This is a genomic window from Herbaspirillum sp. Her4 (assembly GCF_057961335.1).
Genome location: NZ_CM176330.1, coordinates 2,942,950 through 2,963,139, shown reverse-complemented (window position 1 = coordinate 2,963,139; position 20,190 = coordinate 2,942,950). Strand labels below are relative to the sequence as shown.

23 protein-coding genes are annotated in these 20,190 nt (G+C 63.2%); 4 read left to right on the top strand and 19 right to left on the bottom strand.

The window, feature by feature from the left end:
• The first annotated feature begins 67 nt into the window (after nucleotides 1–67).
• Together ACWFUC_RS13405 and ACWFUC_RS13400 are read left to right on the top strand one after the other, a co-directional pair.
• Nucleotides 68–268 carry a hypothetical protein gene (locus tag ACWFUC_RS13405; protein ID WP_083859771.1) on the top strand — a complete coding sequence of 67 codons (201 nt, stop codon included), beginning with the start codon at nucleotides 68–70 and terminating at the stop codon, nucleotides 266–268.
• Nucleotides 269–394: 126 nt separating this feature from the next.
• Nucleotides 395–874 (top strand): GNAT family N-acetyltransferase, encoded by a 480-nt coding sequence (locus ACWFUC_RS13400; protein WP_489625155.1) that lies wholly within the window; start codon nucleotides 395–397, stop codon nucleotides 872–874.
• A gap of 19 nt (nucleotides 875–893) precedes the next feature.
• On the opposite strand, the gene ACWFUC_RS13395 is transcribed toward ACWFUC_RS13400, so the two are convergent.
• From ACWFUC_RS13395 to ACWFUC_RS13335, 13 genes are all read right to left on the bottom strand, one after another.
• Complete coding sequence (locus ACWFUC_RS13395; RefSeq protein WP_121038898.1) at nucleotides 894–1,829, bottom strand: CysB family HTH-type transcriptional regulator; 936 nt, start codon at nucleotides 1,827–1,829, stop codon at nucleotides 894–896.
• On the bottom strand, nucleotides 1,826–2,905 hold the full coding sequence (locus ACWFUC_RS13390; RefSeq protein ID WP_489637197.1) for a sulfate/molybdate ABC transporter ATP-binding protein: 1,080 nt from the start codon (nucleotides 2,903–2,905) through the stop codon (nucleotides 1,826–1,828). Before ACWFUC_RS13390 ends, ACWFUC_RS13395 begins: the two co-directional genes overlap by 4 nt.
• Nucleotides 2,906–2,914: 9 nt before the next feature.
• Nucleotides 2,915–3,820 carry a sulfate ABC transporter permease subunit CysW gene (gene cysW, locus ACWFUC_RS13385; RefSeq protein ID WP_489625154.1) on the bottom strand — a complete coding sequence of 302 codons (906 nt, stop codon included), beginning with the start codon at nucleotides 3,818–3,820 and terminating at the stop codon, nucleotides 2,915–2,917.
• Nucleotide 3,821: 1 nt separating this feature from the next.
• The gene (gene cysT / locus ACWFUC_RS13380) at nucleotides 3,822–4,712 is read right to left on the bottom strand and encodes a sulfate ABC transporter permease subunit CysT (RefSeq protein ID WP_204725235.1); all 891 of its coding nucleotides are present in this window, start codon (nucleotides 4,710–4,712) and stop codon (nucleotides 3,822–3,824) included.
• A 160-nt stretch (nucleotides 4,713–4,872) separates the two neighbouring features.
• Nucleotides 4,873–5,457 (bottom strand): RBBP9/YdeN family alpha/beta hydrolase, encoded by a 585-nt coding sequence (locus ACWFUC_RS13375; protein ID WP_489625153.1) that lies wholly within the window; start codon nucleotides 5,455–5,457, stop codon nucleotides 4,873–4,875.
• Between the two features lie 39 nt (nucleotides 5,458–5,496).
• Nucleotides 5,497–6,333 (bottom strand): EAL domain-containing protein, encoded by an 837-nt coding sequence (locus tag ACWFUC_RS13370; RefSeq protein ID WP_489625152.1) that lies wholly within the window; start codon nucleotides 6,331–6,333, stop codon nucleotides 5,497–5,499.
• Between the two features lie 63 nt (nucleotides 6,334–6,396).
• Nucleotides 6,397–6,612 carry a TOBE domain-containing protein gene (locus tag ACWFUC_RS13365; RefSeq protein WP_006464491.1) on the bottom strand — a complete coding sequence of 72 codons (216 nt, stop codon included), beginning with the start codon at nucleotides 6,610–6,612 and terminating at the stop codon, nucleotides 6,397–6,399.
• Nucleotides 6,613–6,857: 245 nt separating this feature from the next.
• The gene (locus ACWFUC_RS13360) at nucleotides 6,858–7,691 is read right to left on the bottom strand and encodes an ATP-binding cassette domain-containing protein (RefSeq protein WP_489625151.1); all 834 of its coding nucleotides are present in this window, start codon (nucleotides 7,689–7,691) and stop codon (nucleotides 6,858–6,860) included.
• A gap of 30 nt (nucleotides 7,692–7,721) precedes the next feature.
• On the bottom strand, nucleotides 7,722–8,561 hold the full coding sequence (gene ssuC, locus ACWFUC_RS13355; RefSeq protein WP_489625150.1) for an aliphatic sulfonate ABC transporter permease SsuC: 840 nt from the start codon (nucleotides 8,559–8,561) through the stop codon (nucleotides 7,722–7,724).
• Between the two features lie 7 nt (nucleotides 8,562–8,568).
• Nucleotides 8,569–9,735: an FMNH2-dependent alkanesulfonate monooxygenase gene (gene ssuD, locus ACWFUC_RS13350; protein WP_329802221.1), complete on the bottom strand. Its 1,167-nt coding sequence runs from the start codon at nucleotides 9,733–9,735 to the stop codon at nucleotides 8,569–8,571.
• 48 nt (nucleotides 9,736–9,783) lie between these two features.
• Nucleotides 9,784–10,767 carry a sulfonate ABC transporter substrate-binding protein gene (locus tag ACWFUC_RS13345; protein WP_329802223.1) on the bottom strand — a complete coding sequence of 328 codons (984 nt, stop codon included), beginning with the start codon at nucleotides 10,765–10,767 and terminating at the stop codon, nucleotides 9,784–9,786.
• Between the two features lie 112 nt (nucleotides 10,768–10,879).
• Nucleotides 10,880–11,476, bottom strand: a complete 597-nt coding sequence (gene ssuE, locus ACWFUC_RS13340; RefSeq protein ID WP_034329678.1) for an NADPH-dependent FMN reductase — start codon at nucleotides 11,474–11,476, stop codon at nucleotides 10,880–10,882.
• 63 nt (nucleotides 11,477–11,539) lie between these two features.
• Complete coding sequence (locus ACWFUC_RS13335) at nucleotides 11,540–12,553, bottom strand: sulfate ABC transporter substrate-binding protein (RefSeq protein WP_489637196.1); 1,014 nt, start codon at nucleotides 12,551–12,553, stop codon at nucleotides 11,540–11,542.
• A gap of 331 nt (nucleotides 12,554–12,884) precedes the next feature.
• Here ACWFUC_RS13335 and ACWFUC_RS13330 point away from each other — a divergent pair, with 331 nt between their 5' ends.
• The gene (locus tag ACWFUC_RS13330) at nucleotides 12,885–13,670 is read left to right on the top strand and encodes an IclR family transcriptional regulator (protein ID WP_489625148.1); all 786 of its coding nucleotides are present in this window, start codon (nucleotides 12,885–12,887) and stop codon (nucleotides 13,668–13,670) included.
• Between the two features lie 18 nt (nucleotides 13,671–13,688).
• Here the strand turns inward: ACWFUC_RS13330 and arsC are convergent, their stop codons facing one another.
• The 5 genes from arsC to ACWFUC_RS13305 all read right to left on the bottom strand — a co-directional run bounded on the left by arsC (nucleotide 13,689) and on the right by ACWFUC_RS13305 (nucleotide 18,287).
• Nucleotides 13,689–14,114 carry an arsenate reductase (glutaredoxin) gene (gene arsC / locus ACWFUC_RS13325; RefSeq protein ID WP_489625147.1) on the bottom strand — a complete coding sequence of 142 codons (426 nt, stop codon included), beginning with the start codon at nucleotides 14,112–14,114 and terminating at the stop codon, nucleotides 13,689–13,691.
• A gap of 40 nt (nucleotides 14,115–14,154) precedes the next feature.
• Nucleotides 14,155–15,444 carry an arsenic transporter gene (locus ACWFUC_RS13320; protein WP_489625146.1) on the bottom strand — a complete coding sequence of 430 codons (1,290 nt, stop codon included), beginning with the start codon at nucleotides 15,442–15,444 and terminating at the stop codon, nucleotides 14,155–14,157.
• 13 nt (nucleotides 15,445–15,457) lie between these two features.
• The gene (locus tag ACWFUC_RS13315; protein WP_489625145.1) at nucleotides 15,458–15,814 is read right to left on the bottom strand and encodes an ArsR/SmtB family transcription factor; all 357 of its coding nucleotides are present in this window, start codon (nucleotides 15,812–15,814) and stop codon (nucleotides 15,458–15,460) included.
• Nucleotides 15,815–15,987: 173 nt separating this feature from the next.
• Nucleotides 15,988–17,088, bottom strand: a complete 1,101-nt coding sequence (pbpG, locus tag ACWFUC_RS13310; protein ID WP_121038858.1) for a D-alanyl-D-alanine endopeptidase — start codon at nucleotides 17,086–17,088, stop codon at nucleotides 15,988–15,990.
• Between the two features lie 437 nt (nucleotides 17,089–17,525).
• Nucleotides 17,526–18,287 (bottom strand): class I SAM-dependent methyltransferase, encoded by a 762-nt coding sequence (locus ACWFUC_RS13305; protein WP_489625144.1) that lies wholly within the window; start codon nucleotides 18,285–18,287, stop codon nucleotides 17,526–17,528.
• A gap of 130 nt (nucleotides 18,288–18,417) precedes the next feature.
• Here ACWFUC_RS13305 and ACWFUC_RS13300 point away from each other — a divergent pair, with 130 nt between their 5' ends.
• Nucleotides 18,418–19,224 (top strand): helix-turn-helix transcriptional regulator, encoded by an 807-nt coding sequence (locus ACWFUC_RS13300; protein ID WP_252696805.1) that lies wholly within the window; start codon nucleotides 18,418–18,420, stop codon nucleotides 19,222–19,224.
• Nucleotides 19,225–19,248: 24 nt separating this feature from the next.
• Here ACWFUC_RS13300 and ACWFUC_RS13295 read toward each other — a convergent pair whose 3' ends face one another.
• Complete coding sequence (locus ACWFUC_RS13295; RefSeq protein WP_039790411.1) at nucleotides 19,249–20,148, bottom strand: DMT family transporter; 900 nt, start codon at nucleotides 20,146–20,148, stop codon at nucleotides 19,249–19,251.
• Between the last annotated feature and the right edge of the window lie 42 nt (nucleotides 20,149–20,190).

Sequence of the window (20,190 nt, the reverse complement as noted above, 5' to 3'; positions counted from 1 at the left end):
TATACTGCCCCGGCAATACCGGTCTGGGCGCTGGCCCGGGGGACAGCCTTACTTGAGGAGTGCACGCATGTCGACCAATTCCATTTCCGCCGTCTATCACGGCAACGCACCGGCAGGCGGCCAGCAGGCTGCGAAGAAGCCGGCCGTCAATTTCAATGACGTCCTGAAAGCCGCCGGACAGTCCACCCAAGTGGCCCAGTCCACTTCCGCACAGCCCAGCAGTACAGATACCAGTACCTTCACCACGACACCGACCCGCACGGTGTAAGCGGCATCACCCTGCCCGCAATGACAAAGGCCGGAGAGTGCGCAAACACTGTCCGGCCTTTGTCCTGACACTCCTGGAAACTGGCCCGGTACGGCTATACTGCGACCTCAGACGCCAGGAGCCGCCATGCCAGATCCGCTGCACCCCGAAGCCCTGCACATCCGACTTGCCCGCCAGGACGACTACCCGCAATGGAAGATCCTGTGGGATGACTACAATGCCTTCTACGGCCGCAGTGGCGCCACTGCCCTGCCCTTGGACATCACCCGTTCCACCTGGTCACGCATCCATGCAGCCGACGAGCCGGTGCATGCGCTGGTGGCCGAATCCGGCGGACGGCTGCTGGGATTGGCGCATTACCTCTATCACCGCAATACCATTCTGATCGGCCCCACCTGCTACCTGCAGGACCTGTTCACCACCGAAGCCGCACGCGGCCGTGGCGTGGGACATGCACTGATCGAAGAACTGTACCGGTACGCCGCAGCGGACGGTGCCGAGCGAGTGTACTGGCACACCCATCACACCAATGCCACGGCCCGCAAACTTTATGACCACCTGGCCGTGGATTCAGGCTTCATCGTCTATCGCAAGAACCTCAGATAGCTGCTGATGCCCGCCTGCTTCACGCCTGGGCGTTGGCCTCATTGAGCGCATTGACGATGTCAGCGCGCTTGAGATCCGGTGCAAACTGCTGGATGAAATCGAAGGCATAGCCGCGCAGATAGGCACCGCGCCGCACCGCCAGCCGGGCGATGTTGGCCTTGAACAGGTGGGAGGCATTGATGGCCACCATCTCCGTGTGCTTGCCCTGGTCCACCGCCATCGAGGCCACCAGGCCCACGCCCATGCCCAGCGAGACGTATTGCTGGATCACGTCCGAATCCATGGCGGTGAGCACGATATCAGGCTCAATGCCGGCCTGGCGGAAGGCTTCATCGATGTGGCCACGGCCGGTAAAGCCGACGTCATAGGTGATCAGCGGCCAGGTACCCAGGTCTTCCAGCGACACCTGTTCCAGCCCCAGCAGCGGATGGCCCTTGGGAACCACGATCACGTGGCTCCAGGTATAACAGGGGAAGGACACCAGTTCCTTGAACTGCGACAGGCCTTCGGTGGCGATGCCGATGTCGGCCTTGCCCGAGATGACCCATTCGGCAATGTGTTCCGGCGCGCTCTGCTGCAGGGCGATGCGCACCTGCGGGAAGGCATCGCGGAAGGCCTGCACCACGCGCGGCAGCACGTAGCGCGCCTGGGTGTGGGTGGTGGCGATGGAGAGCGTGCCGCTCTGCTCGCCTGCGTATTCCTTGCTGGCGCGGCGCAGGTTCTCGGCTTCCAGGAGGAGCCGCTCGACGATGCCCAGGATGCCCTTGCCGGGTTCGGTCAGGCCGGTCAGGCGCTTGCCGTTGCGCTCGAAGATTTCCACGCCCAGCTCTTCTTCAAGCTCGCGGATCTGGCGGCTCACGCCGGGTTGCGAGGTGAAGAGCACATTGGCCACTTCGGTCAGGTTGAAGCCGCAGCGCGCGGCTTCGCGGATGGAACGCAGCTGCTGGAAATTCATCGTGCCTGCCCTCCTTCCTGCTGCGCAAAGACCTGCAGCCGGCGCGGACGCACGACCAGCGTCTCGCCATTCTTCAGGCCCAGTTGCGCGAAACGTTCATTGGGGATGACGGCCTCGATCAGCTCGGCATTGTCATCGCGTTCCAGTTCCAGTTGCGCCAGCGGACCGATGGCATGCGAGCGGCGCAATTGCACCACGATGCCTTCGGCGCCGGGCGAGTAGCGCTCCACGTCCAGGTCATGCGGCCGCACGAAACCGACACCGGCCGCATCGCGGATATCGCCGTGGCCGGGGGCCTCGAAGCGCGCACCGCCCGCATCCAGCACGCCTTCATGCAGGCGGCCATGGAACAGGTTCACATTGCCCAGGAAGCCGTAGACGAAGGGCGAAGCAGAATGGTTGTACACCGTCTCGGGCGTGCCGATCTGCTCCACTTGCCCCTTGTTCATCAGCACCACCTGGTCGGCCACTTCCAGGGCTTCTTCCTGGTCGTGGGTCACGAAGATGCTGGTGACGTGCAGTTCATCGTGCAGGCGGCGCAGCCAGCGGCGCAGTTCCTTGCGCACCTTGGCATCGAGCGCGCCAAAGGGTTCGTCCAGCAGCAGCACGCGCGGCTCCACGGCCAGTGCGCGGGCCAGCGCGATACGCTGGCGCTGGCCGCCGGAGAGTTGCGGCGGATAGCGGTCGGCCAGCCAGTCCAGCTGCACCAGCTCCAGCAGGCGCTTGACCTTCTCGCGGATCACCGCTTCCGAGGGACGCTGGGCGCGCGGTTTCACGCGCAGGCCGAAGGCGATGTTCTCGAAGACGGTCATGTGCTTGAACAGCGCATAGTGCTGGAACACGAAACCGACCTGGCGTTCGCGCACGTGGCGCGCCGAAGCGTCTTCGCCATCGAGCAGCACCTGGCCCGAATCGGGCGATTCGAGACCGGCGATGATGCGCAGGAGCGTGGTCTTGCCGCAGCCGGAGGGACCCAGCAAGGCCGTCAGTTCGCCCGCCGGGAAATTGAGGGACACGTCGTTGAGCGCGGTGAAGCTGCCGAAACGCTTCTGGATGTGATGGACTTCGATGCTCATGATGACTCCTTAAGCTTGTTCGCTGGCGGCTTGCTGCTGGTGCAGCCGCCACTCGATGACGCTCTTGATGGCCAGCGTGACCACGGCCAGGAAGGCCAGCAGCGACGCCACGGCGAAGGCGCCGGTGATGTTGAATTCGTTGTAGAGGATCTCGACCTGCAGCGGGATGGTGTTGGTCTCGCCGCGAATGTGGCCGGAGACCACCGAGACGGCACCGAACTCGCCCATGGCGCGCGCATTGCAGAGGATCACGCCATACAGCAGGCCCCACTTGATGTTGGGCAGCGTGACGTGCCAAAAAGTACGCCAGCCGGAGGCGCCCAGCACCAGCGCGGCTTCTTCCTCCTCGCTGCCCTGCGACTGCATCAGCGGGATCAGTTCGCGCGCCACGAACGGGAAGGTCACGAAGATGGTGGCCAGCACGATGCCCGGCACGGCGAAGAGGATCTTGATGTCATGCTCGCGCAGCCAGGGGCCGAAGTAACCTTGCAGGCCGAACAGCAGCACGTAGATCAAACCCGAGATCACCGGCGAGACCGAGAACGGCAGGTCGATCAGGGTCAGCAGCACGTTCTTGCCACGGAACTCGAACTTGGCAATCGCCCACGCGGCCGCCACGCCAAAGACCAGGTTCAGCGGCACGGCGATGGCGGCGGCGATCAGGGTCAGCTTGATGGCGGACAAGGCGTCAGGCTCGGTGATGGACGCCACATAGACATCCCAGCCCTTGCGCAGCGCTTCGTAGAACACCGCCACCAGCGGCACGAACAGGAACAGGGTCAGGAAGGCCAGTGCGATGCCGATCAGCAGCGCACGCACCCACCAGGGTTCGGTGATGGCACTGGGGGTCAGCGGCGGCTCGCCACGGGCAATCGCGTTGGCTTGCGGGGCAGCGGAAACGGGGGCGGCACTCATCTCAGGTCCTTTCCGACTGGCCACGCTTGCGAGTCCAGGCTTGCAGCAGGTTGATGGTCAACAGCAGGATGAAGGAAACCAGCAGCATGACCATCGCAATGGCGGTCGCACCGGCATAGTCGTACTGCTCCAGCTTGGTGACGATGAACAAAGGGGTAATTTCAGAAACCATGGGCATGTTGCCGGCGATGAAGACCACCGAGCCGTATTCCCCCGAGGCGCGCGCAAAGGCCAGCGCAAAGCCGGTCAGCAAAGCAGGCAATACGGTCGGGAAGATCACCTTGGTAAAGGTCTGCCAGCGGCTGGCACCAAGGCTGGCGGCGGCTTCTTCGAGCTCGCGCTCGGCTTCTTCCAGCACCGGCTGCACGGTACGCACGACAAAAGGCAGGCCGATGAAGGTCAGCGCCACCAGCACCCCCAGCGGAGTGAAGGCGACCTTGATGCCCAGGGGCGCCAGCAGCTTGCCCAGCCAGCCGTTCTGCGAATACAGCGTGGTTAGGGCGATGCCGGCCACCGCCGTGGGCAGGGCGAAGGGCAAGTCCACCAGGGCATCAATGATGCGCTTGCCGGGGAAACGATATCGCACCAGCACCCAGGCCACGATGCCGCCGAAGATCACGTTGAGGAAGGCACCGATCAGCGAAGCGCCGAAGCTCAGGCGATAGGACGCCATCACCCGGGGCGAAGTCACCGCGTCGATGAAGCCGCCCCAGGTCAGGGTGAAGGTCTTCAAAAACAGCGCCGACAGCGGGATCAGCACGATCAGCGCCAGGTAGAAGATGGTGAAGCCCAGCGACAGCCGGAAACCGGGCAATACGCGCCGGTTGGCGCTGCCCGCCGAGCGGGCTGGCGCGGCCGCTGGAGCGGCAAGGGAAACGGGGGATGCGGACATGTCGATCTCTTATTATTACAAATGCGACTATAGGTGATCGATATTCGCACTCACCAGTTATAAAGAGAACGAAACTTTTTGCATGTCCTTAGAAGAAAAGCGCATAAAGCCGGGCTGGAATCCGTCTTTATGCGCTCATGGAGAGGTGAAGAAAAAAGCTTCAGGCGATGCGTTCGAGCAGCTCCAGCAGCCACTGCTGCCCTTCGGTCCAATCGCCCAGGCCCGATTCGGAGTTGATATGCCCGCGCGCGCCCACCGAGCGGAACTGCGCGCCCCAGGCCTCGGCCCAGTGGCGGGCGCGCTCGGCACTCATCCAGGGATCGTTGTCGCTGCCCACCACCAGGGCCGGATACGGCAGCTTGTGGCGCACCGCTGCGCTCAGGCTGAACTTGACCGGATCGGCCGGCGCCACCAGCAAGGCCGCCACGATGGGATGCGCGGAACCCTCGGAGGCCGCTTGCAAGGCCGCCGTCCGATGCACGGTGGTGAGACACCCGAAGCTGTGCGCCACGATCACCGTAGGGCGGCCATCACGCGCCAGCACTTCGCCCAGGCGGGCCGACCAGCGCGGCAGGTCCGGGGTTTCCCAATCATCCTGCTTGACCCGTTCGAAGGCGGGATAGAGCCGCTGCCAGCGCGATTGCCAGTGTTCCGGCCCGCTGCCGGAGAGGCCCGGTGCCACCAGCACCCGGAAATCCGCCAGCCGGGCCGGTGTCGTGGAAGAAGAAGGAGAAGTCAGACTCATGCAGGCCCCGCAGCGAGTGATGAAGTCATGCAGTATGCCTTACGCGGCATCCTTCAGGCGAAGCAAGGTGTCCGGCAGGCGTGCGGCCGGTACATCCCACAGATAGCCTTGGGCCAAAGTGGACTGGGCCAGTGCCTGACAGTACCAGGCCAGTTTGTCGAACACTTCCTTGTTTTCGACCCGTTTGAAGAAGATGCGCACCCCCTGCTCGGCCGCCCGCAGCAGCAGCAAAGCCACGCTGTCGGGATCAGCCAGCTCGCGCGCATCGACCTTGATGAGATCCGGCTTGACCTTGTCCAGCAGGCCCAGTGCTTCCAGCGGGCTGTTGGCCGAAACGCCCAGGCGGAAGCCGTTGCGGCGGTAATTGTCCAGCACGTAGTTGAGCAGCCAGCGCTGGTTGGGCGTGACCACCGGCAGTTGCAGCACGATGCGTTCGTGCGGCAGTTCCAGGGCGGCCAGGATGCGCCGATAGGCCACGCCGTGATTGTTGTTGACCGCGGCCAGCAGGCGCGCATGCACCGAGAGGTGCAGTTCGGGCGCGTCTTCGCCGACCTGACGGTAGTAGTTGATGGCGTGCAGCATGCGGCACAGCCGGTCCAGTTCCACCGACTCGTCGTCGCTGGCGGCCTGGTCCAGCAGTTTCCACAGATGCAGGCCGTCGTCGACGGCCGAGTGGCTGCGGGCGAAGGCCTCGCAGGCGACGATGTGGCCATCGTCGAAGCTGCGCACCGGCTGGAAGGCCGAGGTCAGCGAAGTATTGAAGAAACGCCCCGCTGCGCGCCCCTGTTCATCCAGCCAGACCTTGGCGGACGGGGTGCCACCAGTATGCTGCGCATCGAGGCGGGCCAGATAAGCCTTCAGTGCCTGATATGCCATCGGGCCTGCTCCTGAAAAAAAGACACCGCCCGGCCGGCATCACCGGCCAGGACGGCCAGACGATCACAGCTTGGCGATCGAGACTTCGGTGGCCTTGACCAGTGCCACCACTTCGCTGCCGATGGTCAGGCCCAGGTCCTTCACGGAGCGGGTGGTGATGACCGAGGTCACGATACCGGCCGGGGTTTCCACATCCACTTCGGACACCACCGAACCTTCGATGATGGCCTTGACCTTGCCCTTGAACTGGTTACGGACGTTGATTGCTTGAATGGTCATGCTCTGCTCCTTGATGAAACGGCGTCGGCACCTGCCGCGCCGCATGGGTTGAAATCAAATCGGATAAAACTCTAAAAAAAACTGTACGTAATCCATCAGAAGCCGTTCGGACTGAGTAGGCCCGTGAGGGCCGTATCGAAGACACACAGGCGCGCCTTCGATACGCGGCTATGCCGCTACTCAGGACGAACGGTAACCGTGGCACAACTTGGCCAAAACGGATGAATCTTTCATGGCGGTCAAACTCACACCGCCCATTGCACCTGATGTACGCCACGTGGCGTGAAGAAATCTTCAGATGGCTCTGTAGCCGCCTCACTGCCGGGGTGCCGCAGCACGCGCCCCAGGATGGCTTCCTCCAGCGCGGCAAACTGGGCTTGGCAGCGTGAACGCGGACGCGCCAGTTCGATGCGCTGGTCCAGCGCCACGTGGCCATCCTCGATCAGCAGCACGCGATCGGCCAGGGCGATGGCTTCCTGCACGTCGTGGGTCACCAGCAAGGCGGTGAAACCGCGTTCGCGCCAGAGCGACTCGATCAGGGCCTGCATTTCGATGCGGGTGAGCGCATCGAGCGCGCCCAGCGGTTCGTCCAGCAGCAGCAATTGCGGGTCGTGTACCAGCGCACGCGCCAGGGCCACGCGCTGGCGCTGGCCCCCGGAGAGCACCGCCGGCCATTCGCCGGCACGCTGGTCCAGGCCGACCTGGCGCAGGGCATTGAGTGCCTGCGGCGCGGCCTGCTTGGGCAAGCCCAACGCGACGTTGGCCTGCACCCGTTTCCAGGGCAGCAGGCGCGCATCCTGGAACATGATGCGGATCTCGGGCTCGCCGCTGCCTTCGTGTTCATAGACGACCTCGCCGCCGCTGGCGCCATCGAGCTGGGCCACCAGGCGCAGCAAGGTGCTCTTGCCGCAGCCGCTGCGGCCGACGATGGCGACGAATTCGCCGGGTTCGATGTCGAGGTCGATGTCGTGCAGCACCGTGCGTCCGCTGAAGGACTTCGACAAGGCGCGCAGCCTGAGGCCTACGCCCCGGCCGGCGGCTCGGCTGACTTGCTGGTGTTCCTGGGTGTCATTGCGCATGATGGTTTCCTGATGCATTCATGGGGCTCGTCATTGGTAGCCGGGGTGCCAGCGCAGGAAGTAGCGTTCCAGTGCCCGCGCCGCGGTATCGGCCAGCTTGCCCAGCAAGGCGTAGAGCAGGATGCCCACCAGCACCACGTCGGTCTGCAGGAATTCGCGGGCATTCATGGTCATGTAGCCGATGCCGGCCTGCGCCGAGATGGTCTCGGCCACGATCAGCAGTACCCACACCAGGCCCAGCGCAAAGCGCAGGCCGACCAGGATGGAGGGCAAGGCGCCCGGCAGGATCACGTCGCGATACAGCGGCCAGCCCGACAGGCCGTAGCTCTTGGCCATCTCGATCAAACCCTGGTCCACCGAGCGGATGCCGTGGAAGGTATTCAGATAGACCGGGAAGAACACGCCCACCGAGACCAGGAACAGCTTGGCCGTCTCGTCGATGCCGAACCACAGGATCACCAGCGGGATCAGGGCCAGTGCCGGAATGTTGCGCACCATCTGCAGGGTGGTATCAAGCAGCAGTTCGGCTGAACGCAGGCTGCCGGAGAGCAGACCCAGAATCAGACCGAGCCCTGCGCCGACCGCAAAGCCGGAAGCGGCACGGCCGCTGGAGACGGCCAGGTGACGCCACAACTCACCGGAGGCGGACAGATTCCACGCCGCCTTCAGAACCGCGAACGGTTCCGGCAGGATGCGGCTGGACAGCCAGCCGGCCTGCGCGGCGATCTCCCACCACACCAGCAGTAGCAAGGGCAGCAGCCAGCCGACCCAGGTACCACGCGGCTTGCGTGCGGCCTTGGCAGCGGCCTTGGGACGCGCCTGCTCTTGCGGCGCAGTGCTGGCGAGCACGGTATTGGTTGCACTGGTCATGCCGGCCTCAGCTTGCCGACACGCGCACCGGCGCGGGCTTGGGCAGTTCGGTATTGCCGACGATCTCGCCGAAGGGACCGGTCAGGTTGTGGCCGGCCAGGCCTTCGCGCTGGGCGCGCGGCAGCAGCGGGAATACCAGTTCGGCAAACCGGTAGGATTCTTCCAGGTGCGGATAGCCGGAGAGGATGAAGGTATCGATACCCAGGTCCGCATACTCCTTGATACGGGCAGCCACGGTCGGGCCATCGCCCACCAGCGCGGTACCGGCACCGCCGCGTACCAGGCCGACGCCGGCCCACAGGTTGGGGCTCACTTCCAGCTTGTCGCGACGGCCGCCGTGCAGGGCGGCCATGCGGCGCTGCCCTTCCGAATCCATGCGGGCGAAGTTGGCCTGGGCCTTGGCGATGGTCTCGTCGTCCAGGCGGCTGATGAGTTCATCGGCGGCGCGCCAGGCGGCTTCATTGGTATCGCGCACGATCACGTGCAGGCGGATGCCGAAGCGCAGCGTACGGCCGGCCTTGGCGGCGCGTTCGCGCACGCGGGCAATTTTTTCGGCCACGGCGGCCGGCGGTTCGCCCCAGGTCAGGTAGACGTCGACCTGTTCGGCGGCCAGGTCGATGGCTTCGTCCGAGGAGCCACCGAAGTACAGCGGCGGATACGGTGTCTGTACCGGAGGATAGAGTGCCTTGGCGCCCTTGACGCTGAGGTGCTTGCCCTCGAAGTTGGTTTCTTCGCCGGTGTGGGTCTTGGCCAGTACGTCGCGCCAGATCTTGAGGAATTCGTCGGACACTTCATAGCGCTCGGCATGGCTGCCGAAGATGCCATCGCTCTCCTGCTCGACCGGATCGCCACCGGTGACCACGTTGATGAGCAGACGGCCATTGGAGAGGCGGTCGAAGGTCGCGGCCATGCGCGCCGACAGGGTCGGTGCCGTCAGGCCGGGGCGCACTGCCACCAGGAATTTCAGGCGCTGTGTCGCATCGATCAGGCTGGCTGCAGCTACCCAGGCGTCTTCGCAGGAACGTCCCGTGGGCAGCAGCACGCCATCGTAGCCCAGGGTATCGGCCGCCACGGCAATCTGTTTCATGTAGTCATGGGTCACCGGGCGCGCACCTTCGGAGGTGCCGAGATAGCGGCTGTCGCCGTGAGTAGGGATAAACCAGAAAACGTTCATGCTTGACTCCTGAGCTGCTGGACTAGAGGTGGTCGATGTCAGTGTTGTTTATTTGAGGACGGCGTCGCTGACCTTGAGCTGCTTGGGGATCAGCTTGAGTTCAAAGAAGGCGTCGGCGATTTTCTGCTGCTCGGCCAGCACCTGGGCATCGACCGGCTTGTAGACGTGCGCATAGCGCTTCAGGCCGGTCTGGATGATGTCGGCATCCAGGCCCTGGATCGGGGACAGCTGGGCGGCGGCTTCAGCGGTGTGGGTGCGGACCCATTCGCCTTCACGGGTGATCTCTTCCAGCAGGATCTTCTCGACCTGTGGATTCTTCGCCGCGAAGGGACGCGCGCTCAGGAAAAACTGGTGGTGACTGACCGCCCCCACGCCCGAAGCCAGGCGGCGTGCGCCGACCTGCTTTTCAGCGGCGGCCTGGAACGGATCCCAGATCGCCCAGGCATCGACCGCACCGCGTTCGAAGGCGGCACGGGCGTCTGCCGGGGCCAGGTAGACGGGCTGGATGTCGCTGTACTGCAGGCCGGCCTTTTTCAGCAAGGCCACTACCAGCCAATGCACGTCCGAACCCTTGTTGAAGGCGATCTTCTTGCCCTTCAGTTCGGCCACGCTCTTGATCGGTGAATCCTTTTGCACCAGCAGGCCTTCGGCCTCCGGGGTCGGGATTTCATAGGCGGTGTAGACGAAGTCGGCACCGGCCGCTTGTGCAAAGACCGGCGGCGCTTCACCGACGTAGCCGAAATCGACCGAGCCCACGTTGAGCGCTTCCAGCAGTTGCGGACCGGCCGCGAACTCGGCCCACTTCACTTCCACGCCCAGCGGCTGCAGGCGCTTTTCCAGCGCGCCGTGGGCTTTGAGCAGCACCAGGGTATTGGCGGCTTTCTGATAGCCGATGCGCAGCAGCTTGGTTTCCTGCGCCTGCACCGGGGCTGTGCCCAGAGAGAAGGCCAGTGCGCCCAGGGCGATGGCCGAGAGGCGCTGCAGGGTGCGGCGACGCGGGAAATGAATGGTCTTGTTCTTGTTGGCGGACACGATGTTTTCTCCAGATTCCAGAATGCGGGCGTGCAGAGGGCCATCCGCTCTACCAGCCGGTTCTTTTTGCAAGTCGGATTGCGCTGCCGGATCAGGGCCGGCCAGCTTCAGCTCAGTACGACACGCTGTACTGCAGCTGCGAGAACGGAATCTCGCGGAATTCTTCAGGTGCGATCTTGTGCAGCGCTTGCAGGCTGGCCGAGAGCTGCTCCACGCCTTCATTGACGCGGGCTTCGATGGGCGCATCCAGCACCAGGCCGTTTTCTTCACTCCAGGTCACCTGCGCCTCGGTGGCGTAGATGCTGGGCAGCACGTGCTTGGGGTTCAGCGACGACAGCACCGGGCGCAGCGCATAGTCCAGGGCCAGCATGTGCGACTGGCTGCCACCGGTGGCCAGGGGCAGCACCAGCTTGTTGGTCAGGCCGAACTGCGGCAGCAGGTCCAGGAAAGCCTTCAGGATGCCGCTGTAGGCCGCCTTGTAGACCGGGGTGGCGACCACCACGGCCGAGGCTTCTTCGACGGTAGCCAGGGCCGCCTTGATGTCCGGATCGTTCCAGTCGGCGCGCAGGATGGCCTGCCCCGGCAGGTCGCGCACATCCAGGCGCGCGTAGCGGTGGCCCAGGTGGGCCAGCTTGTCGCCGACGTGGTGCAGCAGACGGGTGGAACGGGAGGGTGCCGAGGGGCTGCCGGCCAGTAACAGGATGGTCATGTCGTGTGCTTGTGCTCAGGGGTGGATGGAACCGGCCGGGCCGGTCCCTCTTGCAGGTTCAGGTCACTTCTTGTTGGGTGCGTAGAGCTGGTCGAAAGTACCGCCGTCAGCAAAGTGCGTCTTCTGCGCGTTCTGCCAGCCGCCGAAATCCTTGTCGATGGTCACCAGGTTCAGCTTGGGGAATTGCGAAGCGTACTTGGCAGCGATCTTGGGATCGATGGGACGGTAGTAGTTCTTGGCGATGATTTCCTGGCCCTGTTCCGAGTACAGGTACTTCAGGTATTCCTCGGCCACCTTGCGGGTACCGCGACGGTCTGCCACCTTGTCCACCACGGCCACCGGCGGCTCGGTCAGGATGGATATCGAGGGCGCGACGATGTCGAACTTGTCCGGACCCCATTCCTTGAGCGAAATCAGGGCTTCGTTTTCCCAGGCCAGCAGCACGTCACCGATGCCGCGCTCGACGAAGGTGATGGTGGCGCCACGGGCACCGGAATCGAGCACCGGCACGTTCTTGAAGAGCTTGGCGATGTAGTCGCGGGCGGCGTCATCGCTACCGCCCTTCTGCTTGGCATAGGCCCAGGCCGCAAGGTAGTTCCAGCGGGCACCGCCCGAGGTCTTGGGGTTGGGGGTGATGACGGAGACCCCCGGCTTGATCAGGTCGCCCCAGTCCTTGATGCCCTTGGGATTGCCCTTGCGCACCAGGAACACGATGGTGGAGGTATAGGGCGAGCTGTTGTGCGGCAGGCGCTTTTGCCAGTCGGCCGGCAGCAGCTTGGCCTTTTGCGAGATTTCGTCGATGTCGTAGGCCAGGGCCAGGGTCACCACGTCAGCGTCGATGCCGTCGATCACCGAACGGCCCTGCTTGCCGGAACCGCCGTGAGAAGCCTTGATGGTGACGTTGTCGCCGGACTTTTCCTTCCAGTACTTGGCGAAGGCCTTGTTGTAGTCGGCGTAGAGTTCGCGCGTCGGGTCATAAGAGACATTGAGCAGCGAAATATCGGCCGCGTGCGCCAGCGAGGCGGCTTGCGCCAGCACCAGGGCGGCGGCGACCGATTTGATGATCTTCTTCAGCATATCCGTTCCCGCATGTTCTGTTGTTTTGGAGCACACAGGTTAATGAGCCTGCAGACCAAAAAGAACGAATACTTTCTTCTCTCGATATGCGAAAAACAGATATGAAAGAACACGGCGCCGGAATAAGGATCCCGGTCTATATAACCAAAGTCTTGGTTGAGGAGACGAGCGTGCTGAAATCGTACCAGGCTGCCCTCCCCGCCCGACGCGGCTTTGCGGCCCGCACATCGGGCTATGTGAAGCTCCCGTCACGCAAGAAAAGCACGACCGGACTTTTTGTTCTTTTCACATTGTGGTATAACCTTCATATTGCAACGCACCAGGCCGCGCCATGAAAAAAGAATCTGCAGGCGAGACAGAACAGATTTCAATCCAGGTCATCGAGCGCATGGTGTCGCTGCTCGACGCGCTGGCGGAATATCCCGACCCGGTGAGCCTGAAGGAATTGTCGGCGGCGACCGACCTGCACCCGTCGACAGCGCACCGCATCCTCAATGACCTGGTGGTCAAGCGTTTCGTGGACCGCGTGGAGCCCGGCACCTATCGCCTGGGCATGCGCCTGCTGGAGCTGGGCAACATCGTCAAGAGCCGGCTGTCGGTGCGGGAAGCGGCACTGGACTTCATGCGGGCGCTGCATCGCAAGACGCACCAGACGATCAACCTGTCGGTGCGGCAGGCCGATGAAATCGTTTATATCGACCGCTCCTTTTCTGAACGTTCCGGCATGCAGGTGGTGCGCGCCATCGGCGGCCGCGCGCCGCTGCACCTGACCTCGACCGGCAAGCTGTTCCTGTCGGTGGACGATCCCAAGAACGTGCGCGCCTATGCCACCCGCACCGGGCTGGCTGGACACAACAAGAATTCCATTACCGACCTGACCAAGCTGGAGCGCGAGCTGTCGATGGTGCGCGCGCTGGGTTATGCGCGCGACAACGAGGAACTGGAACTGGGCGTGCGCTGCATGGCCGCCGGCATCTGCGACGACAGCGGCAAGCTGGTGGCGGGCCTGTCGATCTCGGCCCCGGCCGACCGCCTGCAGGATGAATGGGTGGATGACCTGGTCAGCACGGCGAGCCAGATTTCATCGGCGCTGGGATATCGCAAGGATCGCGGCTGAGCGCGACCCCCTGCAGACTCACCGGGCAGCAACGCGCTGGCCGTCCGCATTGACCACCACTTCCCCATCTTCCTTCGTGAACGAACCTTGCTGCGGATGCGGCAGGATGTCCAGCACCAGTTCGGAAGGACGGCACAGGCGCGTCCCCTTCGAAGTCACCACGAAGGGCCGGTTGATCAGGATCGGATGGGCCAGCATCGCATCGAGCAACTGCGCGTCCGTCACGGCGAGATCGTCCAGGCCTAGTTCGGCATAAGGTGTGCCCTTCTGGCGGATGGCTTCGCGCACCGCAAGACCAGCCTCGCGGATCATCGTCGCCAATTGTTCGCGGCTGGGCGGCTGCTGCAGGTACTCGATGATGGTCGGTTCTTCACCGCTGTTGCGGATCATGGCCAAGGTATTGCGGGAGGTTCCGCAGGCAGGATTGTGGTAGATGGTGGTCATGGTGAATCTCTGTGTTGAAGTGGATGGCATCCCTGGATGATCAGGCCCCGGCACCCAGCCTGAGCGCCAGTGCCGACAAGGTGACCAGCAGCACCGGCAGCGTCAGCAAGGCGCCCGTGCGGAAGTAGGCACCCCAGGAGATATGAATGTTCTTGCTGTCCAGCACATGCAGCCAGAGCAAGGTCGCCAGGCTGCCGATGGGCGTGATCTTGGGGCCGAGGTCGCAGCCGATGATGTTGGCGTAGACCATCGCTTCCTTGACCACACCTTGCGCCGACGTGGCGTCGATGGATAACGCACCGACCAGCACCGTAGGCATGTTGTTCATGATCGAGGACAGCAAGGCCGTCAGCACACCCGTGCCGAGGGCGGCACCCCAGACGCCGTGCGTGGCGAATTCATTCAGTACACCGGTGAGGGTGTTGGTGAGCCCGGCATTGCGCAGGCCATAGACCACCAGATACATGCCCAACGAGAAGAACACCACCTGCCACGGTGCTCCCTTGATGACCGCACGGGTGGAAATGACGCGCCCTCTGCCGGCCACGAACAACAGGATCAATGCCCCGACAGCCGCCACCACACTGATCGGCAAGCCTTTTCCTTCCAGCCAGAAGAAGCCGGCCAGCAGCAGCGCCAGCACCCAGCCGCCGGCAATGAACGTGGCGCGATCGCGGATCGCGGAGGCGGGCGTACGCAGCTGCGCCAGGTCGTAGCGGGCCGGCAGGTCGCGGCGAAAATGGATCAGCAGCACCAGGAGAGTTGCCGCCACCGAGACCAGGTTGACCGGCACCATGACCGAAGCGTATTGCGCAAAGCCGATGTTGAAGAAATCCGCCGAAACGATATTGACCAGGTTCGATACCACCAGCGGCAAGCTGGCGGTATCGGCGATGAATCCCGCCGCCATGACGAAGGCCAGTGTCGCCGCCGGCGAGAGGCGCAGTGCCAGCAGCATCGAGATGACGATGGGCGTGAGAATCAGCGCGGCGCCGTCGTTGGCGAACAAGGCCGAGACCGCCGCCCCCAGCAGGATCAGCAGCACGAACAGCATGCGGCCACGTCCGCCGCCCCAGCGGGCTACGTGCAACGCGGCCCATTCGAAGAAGCCGGCCCGGTCCAACAACAGGCTGATGATGATGATGGCGATGAAGGTGCCGGTGGCGTTCCAGACGATATGCCAGACCACCGGGATGTCGGCGAGGTGGATCACGCCGCAGGCCAGCGCCAGGGCGGCACCGCCACATGCGCTCCAGCCGATGCCCAGTCCCTTGGGCTGCCAGATCACCAGCGTCAGGGTCAGCAGGAAGATGAATAAAGCGGTCAGCACGTTCTCTCCTGGCTCAACACGGTTTGGCCGCCTCTCCAGCGACGCCGCTGGAGGGTTCGCAGCAGGCGGCGACGGGCGTACAGGGATTGCCGCCGCAGCAGTTGTCGGTCAGGAAGCGCAAGACTTCATTCATGCGGGAATAATCGGCCGCGTAGATGACGAAGCGCCCCTCCTGGCGGGCAGTCACCAGTCCGGCGTGCGACAGTTCCTTCATATGGAAGGAAAGCGAGGATGGTGCGATGGCCAAGGCCTCGCCGATCTTGCTGGCGGCGCTGCCCGCGGGCCCGACTTGCACCAGATGACGGAAGATGGCCAGTCGCGATTCCTGGGCCAGGGCAGCCAGGGCCGCAATGACGAGGGCGGTTTCCATACGCTTCTCCTATCAATTCAATATTTCAATTATTATTGAAATATTGAATTGATACAAGCGTTTCGGACACTCAGGCGTGATGACAAAGCTTGCATGGCAAGCGACGGGCATTAAAAAAGCGAACCATCAGGTTCGCTTTTCATTTGCAGCCGGTGAAGCAGATGAAGAAAGAATCAACCCTCGTCCGCCCGCACCATCTTCACGCGGGTCAGGTTGGGCTGGTCTTCCACCAGCCACTTGCGCATGCGCGCGGCATCGCCCACATGCGACAGGCGGCCCTTGGAGTCGAGGAACACCATCACGATGGGACGGCCTTCGATGCGCGTATACATTACCAGGCAGTGGCCGGCTTCGTTGATGAAACCGGTCTTCTGCAGGCCGATATCCCACTCCTTGTTGGAGGTCAGGCGATTGGAACTGTTGTACTGCATGGCGTGGCCGCTGGGCTCGACCATGTATTTGGGATCGGTGGAGTACTGGCGGATGATCGGATAGTTGTAGGCCGCCACCACCAGCTTGGCCAGGTCACGGGCGCTGGCCACGTTCTGGCTGGACAGGCCGGTCGAATCGACATAGCGGGTATCGGTCATGCCCAGCGAGCGGGCCTTGGCGTTCATGGCCGCCACGAAGGCCGGCAGGCCGCCCGGATAGTTGCGGCCCAGCGCCGAGGCGGCGCGATTCTCGGAGCTCATCAGGGCGATATGCAGCATGTCATCGCGGCTCAGGGTCGCGCCCACGCGCAGGCGCGAGCTGCTGTGCTTTTCGCGGTCGACGTCGTCATCGGTGACGGTCAGGGTTTCTTCCATGTTCAGGCGCGCTTCGACCACCACCAGTGCGGTCATCAGCTTGGTGACCGAGGCAATGGGGAGCGCAACTGAAGAATTCTTCTCGAACAGCACTTGCGAACTGGCCTGGTCGATCACCAGCGCCACGTTGGAGCGCAGTCCGACCGGATCAGGGGTGAGATTGAGGCCGGCCAGATCACCGGCGGTCATCACCGGCGGCACCACCGGAATGGACGGCGCGGCCGAGACGCGCTGGTAGCTGATGTGACGCTTGCCCTTGACCACGCTGACCTTGCGGACCAGTTTTTCGCGGTTGTTCAGGGAGCCTTTGGCCACCGTCTTGCTGACGGCCTGGGCCGGGCGTTTGGCCACGACTTTCTTGGCCGGCGCTTTCTTGGCGGCATTGTTGACCGTCTGGGCAGCGGCAGGAGCCAAACCAGCGTGGATGAACAGAAGTGATGTGAAAATGGCCAGCGCTGATTTGATCATAGGTGGAACTCCCCCCAATTTACCCTGAAAGTACACAAGAGAAACGTTGGCAGTGTAGCAAAATGCAGATTTTTCGCAAGAGAATTAAGACGTTAGCGCATTTTTTTAAACGCGTTTCTATCTCCGCGCCCGATCCGGTGCCCCACACTTTTTCGGGATTTACTGCAAATTTGCCGGGTGGCTGCTAGATGTTTTTCGAATTTTCTCAAGCAAAACCCAGGCCAACGAGACGGCATATTACCAGTCTAGCTGTCAGCTTTCGGTCACAATCACGATAACAGACGGCAATACTGACCCCAGATGTTCGCTTTACCACAATCCAAAGTGAATTGATAACGAGGCAGTGTCACATATCGTTGACGCCCCGTCTCCTGCCTTCAAGGGCGGGGACGGGGGCATTTTCACTGGCCGGGATTGAACGCGCCGGCCTGGTCCGGTCAAGGCTTGCGCGCATCCAGCATGGCTACGTCGATGGAGAAGGAACAGGCCGCGTCGAGGGCGAAATACTCCTTCACCTCGCTGGGCGCAGCCTGCCACAGGGCGCGAATGGCGGTGATGCTGTCTTGCGGAGTACGCATCCGGGCCACCCATGTATCAAATTCCAGGCGCAGCTTCCAGGTCTTGTCGCTGGCGATGGCAAAGCCGGCGCCGCGCAGCAGCTTGCGCCAGGAGTTCAGGCTGACATTGCGTACATGTGAAGTATCGCGCAACAATTCGATGGCCTGCACATAGGTATCCGCCAAGACATCCGCCGGCGCGGCAGTGTCGATGACGATGAAGCGTCCACCTGGCTTGAGCACGCGAAACGCTTCATTCAGGGCCTGCGGCAACTGACGCCAATGGTGGGCCGAAAAGCGCGTGCAGACCAGGTCGAAGCTGGCATCAGGAAAATCCAGCCGGTCGGCACTGCCCTGGCGCACGACCAGATTCTCAAGGCCGCGCTCGATTGCGGCGCTGGCTACCACCTTCAACATCTCTTCGGACAAGTCATAGGCAATCACCTTCTCCACCACCGGTGCCACGGCAAAACTGGCGTGGCCGCCGCCGCAGCCCAGGTCCAGCACGCGTGCGCCAGGGATGGAGGCAGCGATCTGCGCCAGCTCCTGCAGGTCGGCCCCTTGGGCATGGACGCTGCTGGTGAGGTAGGCGGCGGCGGTACTGCCAAACTGTTCGGTGACGACTTGCTGATGGCTGCGCATGGCGGGGCTCCGGGGTGATATGAAGGAAAAGACAGCAGTGCTGTGAAGGAAACGCCAGTCTAGCGAATTCTTATCCTGTTACAAGTGAAGCATTTATACTATTACCCCGACCACCACCCTGCCCGTCTTCATGGAACCCGACCTCGCCCGCCGCGCCCTTGGCGACTTCCTCAAATCCCAGCGCGAACAGACCGCACCAGCCCAGGCCGGCCTGCCGCATCTGGCCCATGGACGGCGCCGCACCCCCGGCCTGCGGCGTGAGGAAGTGGCGCAACTGTGTGGCATCAGCGTGACCTGGTACACCTGGATCGAACAGGGGCGCACGGATTCGGTCTCGCCCCAGGCGCTGGCGCGCATCGCCGATGCGCTGCACCTGCCGCGTGCCAAACGGGCCTACCTGTTTGAATTGGCGGGAAAGAAAGATCCGGTGTTGCCGGAGCAGCAGGCCGCCACCGTGGTGGCGCCGGAAATCCTGGAAGTGGTCAGCCAGTTCCGTGCCCCGGCTTATTTGCTGGACCGCTATTGGAATGCCGTGGCCTGGAATCCGGCGGCGAGGAAGCTTTTTGCAGGGTGGCTGGATGGCAAGGAAAAGCCGCCCAACCTGCTGCGCTTCATGTTCAGCAGCGCGGCCGCGCAATCATTGACGGTGGAATGGGAACAACGGGCGCGGCGGCTGGTGGCCGAATTCCGCGCCGATAGCGCCAGCCTGCTGGATGATCCGGAACTGCTGGGGCTGGTGGAGGAATTGTCGGCCGCCAGCCCGCTCTTCCAGCGGGCCTGGCACCTGCAGGATGTGATCGAACGTGAAGGCGGCGAGCGCCGCTTCCAGCATCCGCAGCTGGGGGAACTGCTGTACCGTCAGGTCAATTTCCGCGTGGCCAACCGACCCGACCTGAAGCTGGTGACGCTGATGCCGGGCGCGATGACGCCCGGCTGAAGAACGTCACCACACCGCAATGGATTACTTGCGCACCACGAAGGCCACGCCGATCACACCCACCAGCATGCCCAGCGCACCGATGAGGCTGAACGCTTCACCAAACATCAGCCAGGCCATGACGGCCGTGGTCGGCGGCGTCAGGTACAGCAGACTGGTGACGCTGGTGGCAGCGCTGCGCCGGATCAGCGCAAACAGCAGGAAGATCGCGCCAATCGACAGCGCCAGCACCGACCACAGCAGTGCGCCGATGAATTGCGGTGTCCAATGGACGTTGCTCAACTGCCAGTCCAGTCCTTCGACGGCCACGGCAAAGGGCAAGACGACGACGATGGAAGCCATGAACTGGATCGCCGTGCCGGTGCGCAAATCGAAGTGGGCGCAATAACGCTTCTGGTACAGCGTACCGGCCGTGATGCACAGCAAGGCAAAGACGCACAGCGCGATGCTGGCAGTGGACAGGCCAATCAGTGAAATCTTGTTGGCCACCACCAGCCCTACCCCGCACAAGCCCAGCGCCAGGCCAATCCACTGCCGGCCCTTCACCGACTCGCCCAGCAAGGGGGCGGCGAAGGCTGTGAGGATGGGTTGCAGCCCGACGATCAGGGCCGACAAGCCGGCCGGCATGCCGATCTTGATGGCGCACCAGACCCCGGCCAGGTAACCTGCCTGCAGCAGGACACCGGCCACCGCGACATGGCGGATGCGGCCGTGCGGCCACGGGGCGCGGAACAACAGGACCAGCGGCAGCAGGACCACCAGCACCCCGGTGAAGCGCAGCAGCAGGAACGTCAACGGCGGCGCATACGGCAGGCCGAACTTGGCCACGATGAATCCGGTACTCCAGATCAGCACGAACAACAAAGGCACCAGGCTCATCAGGAGCTGGCGAGGCCGGCGGGCACCGGCGGCGGATTGCATCATTTCTTTTCCATCAGCGGGCGCACGGGGGTGCTGCCCGGGTCA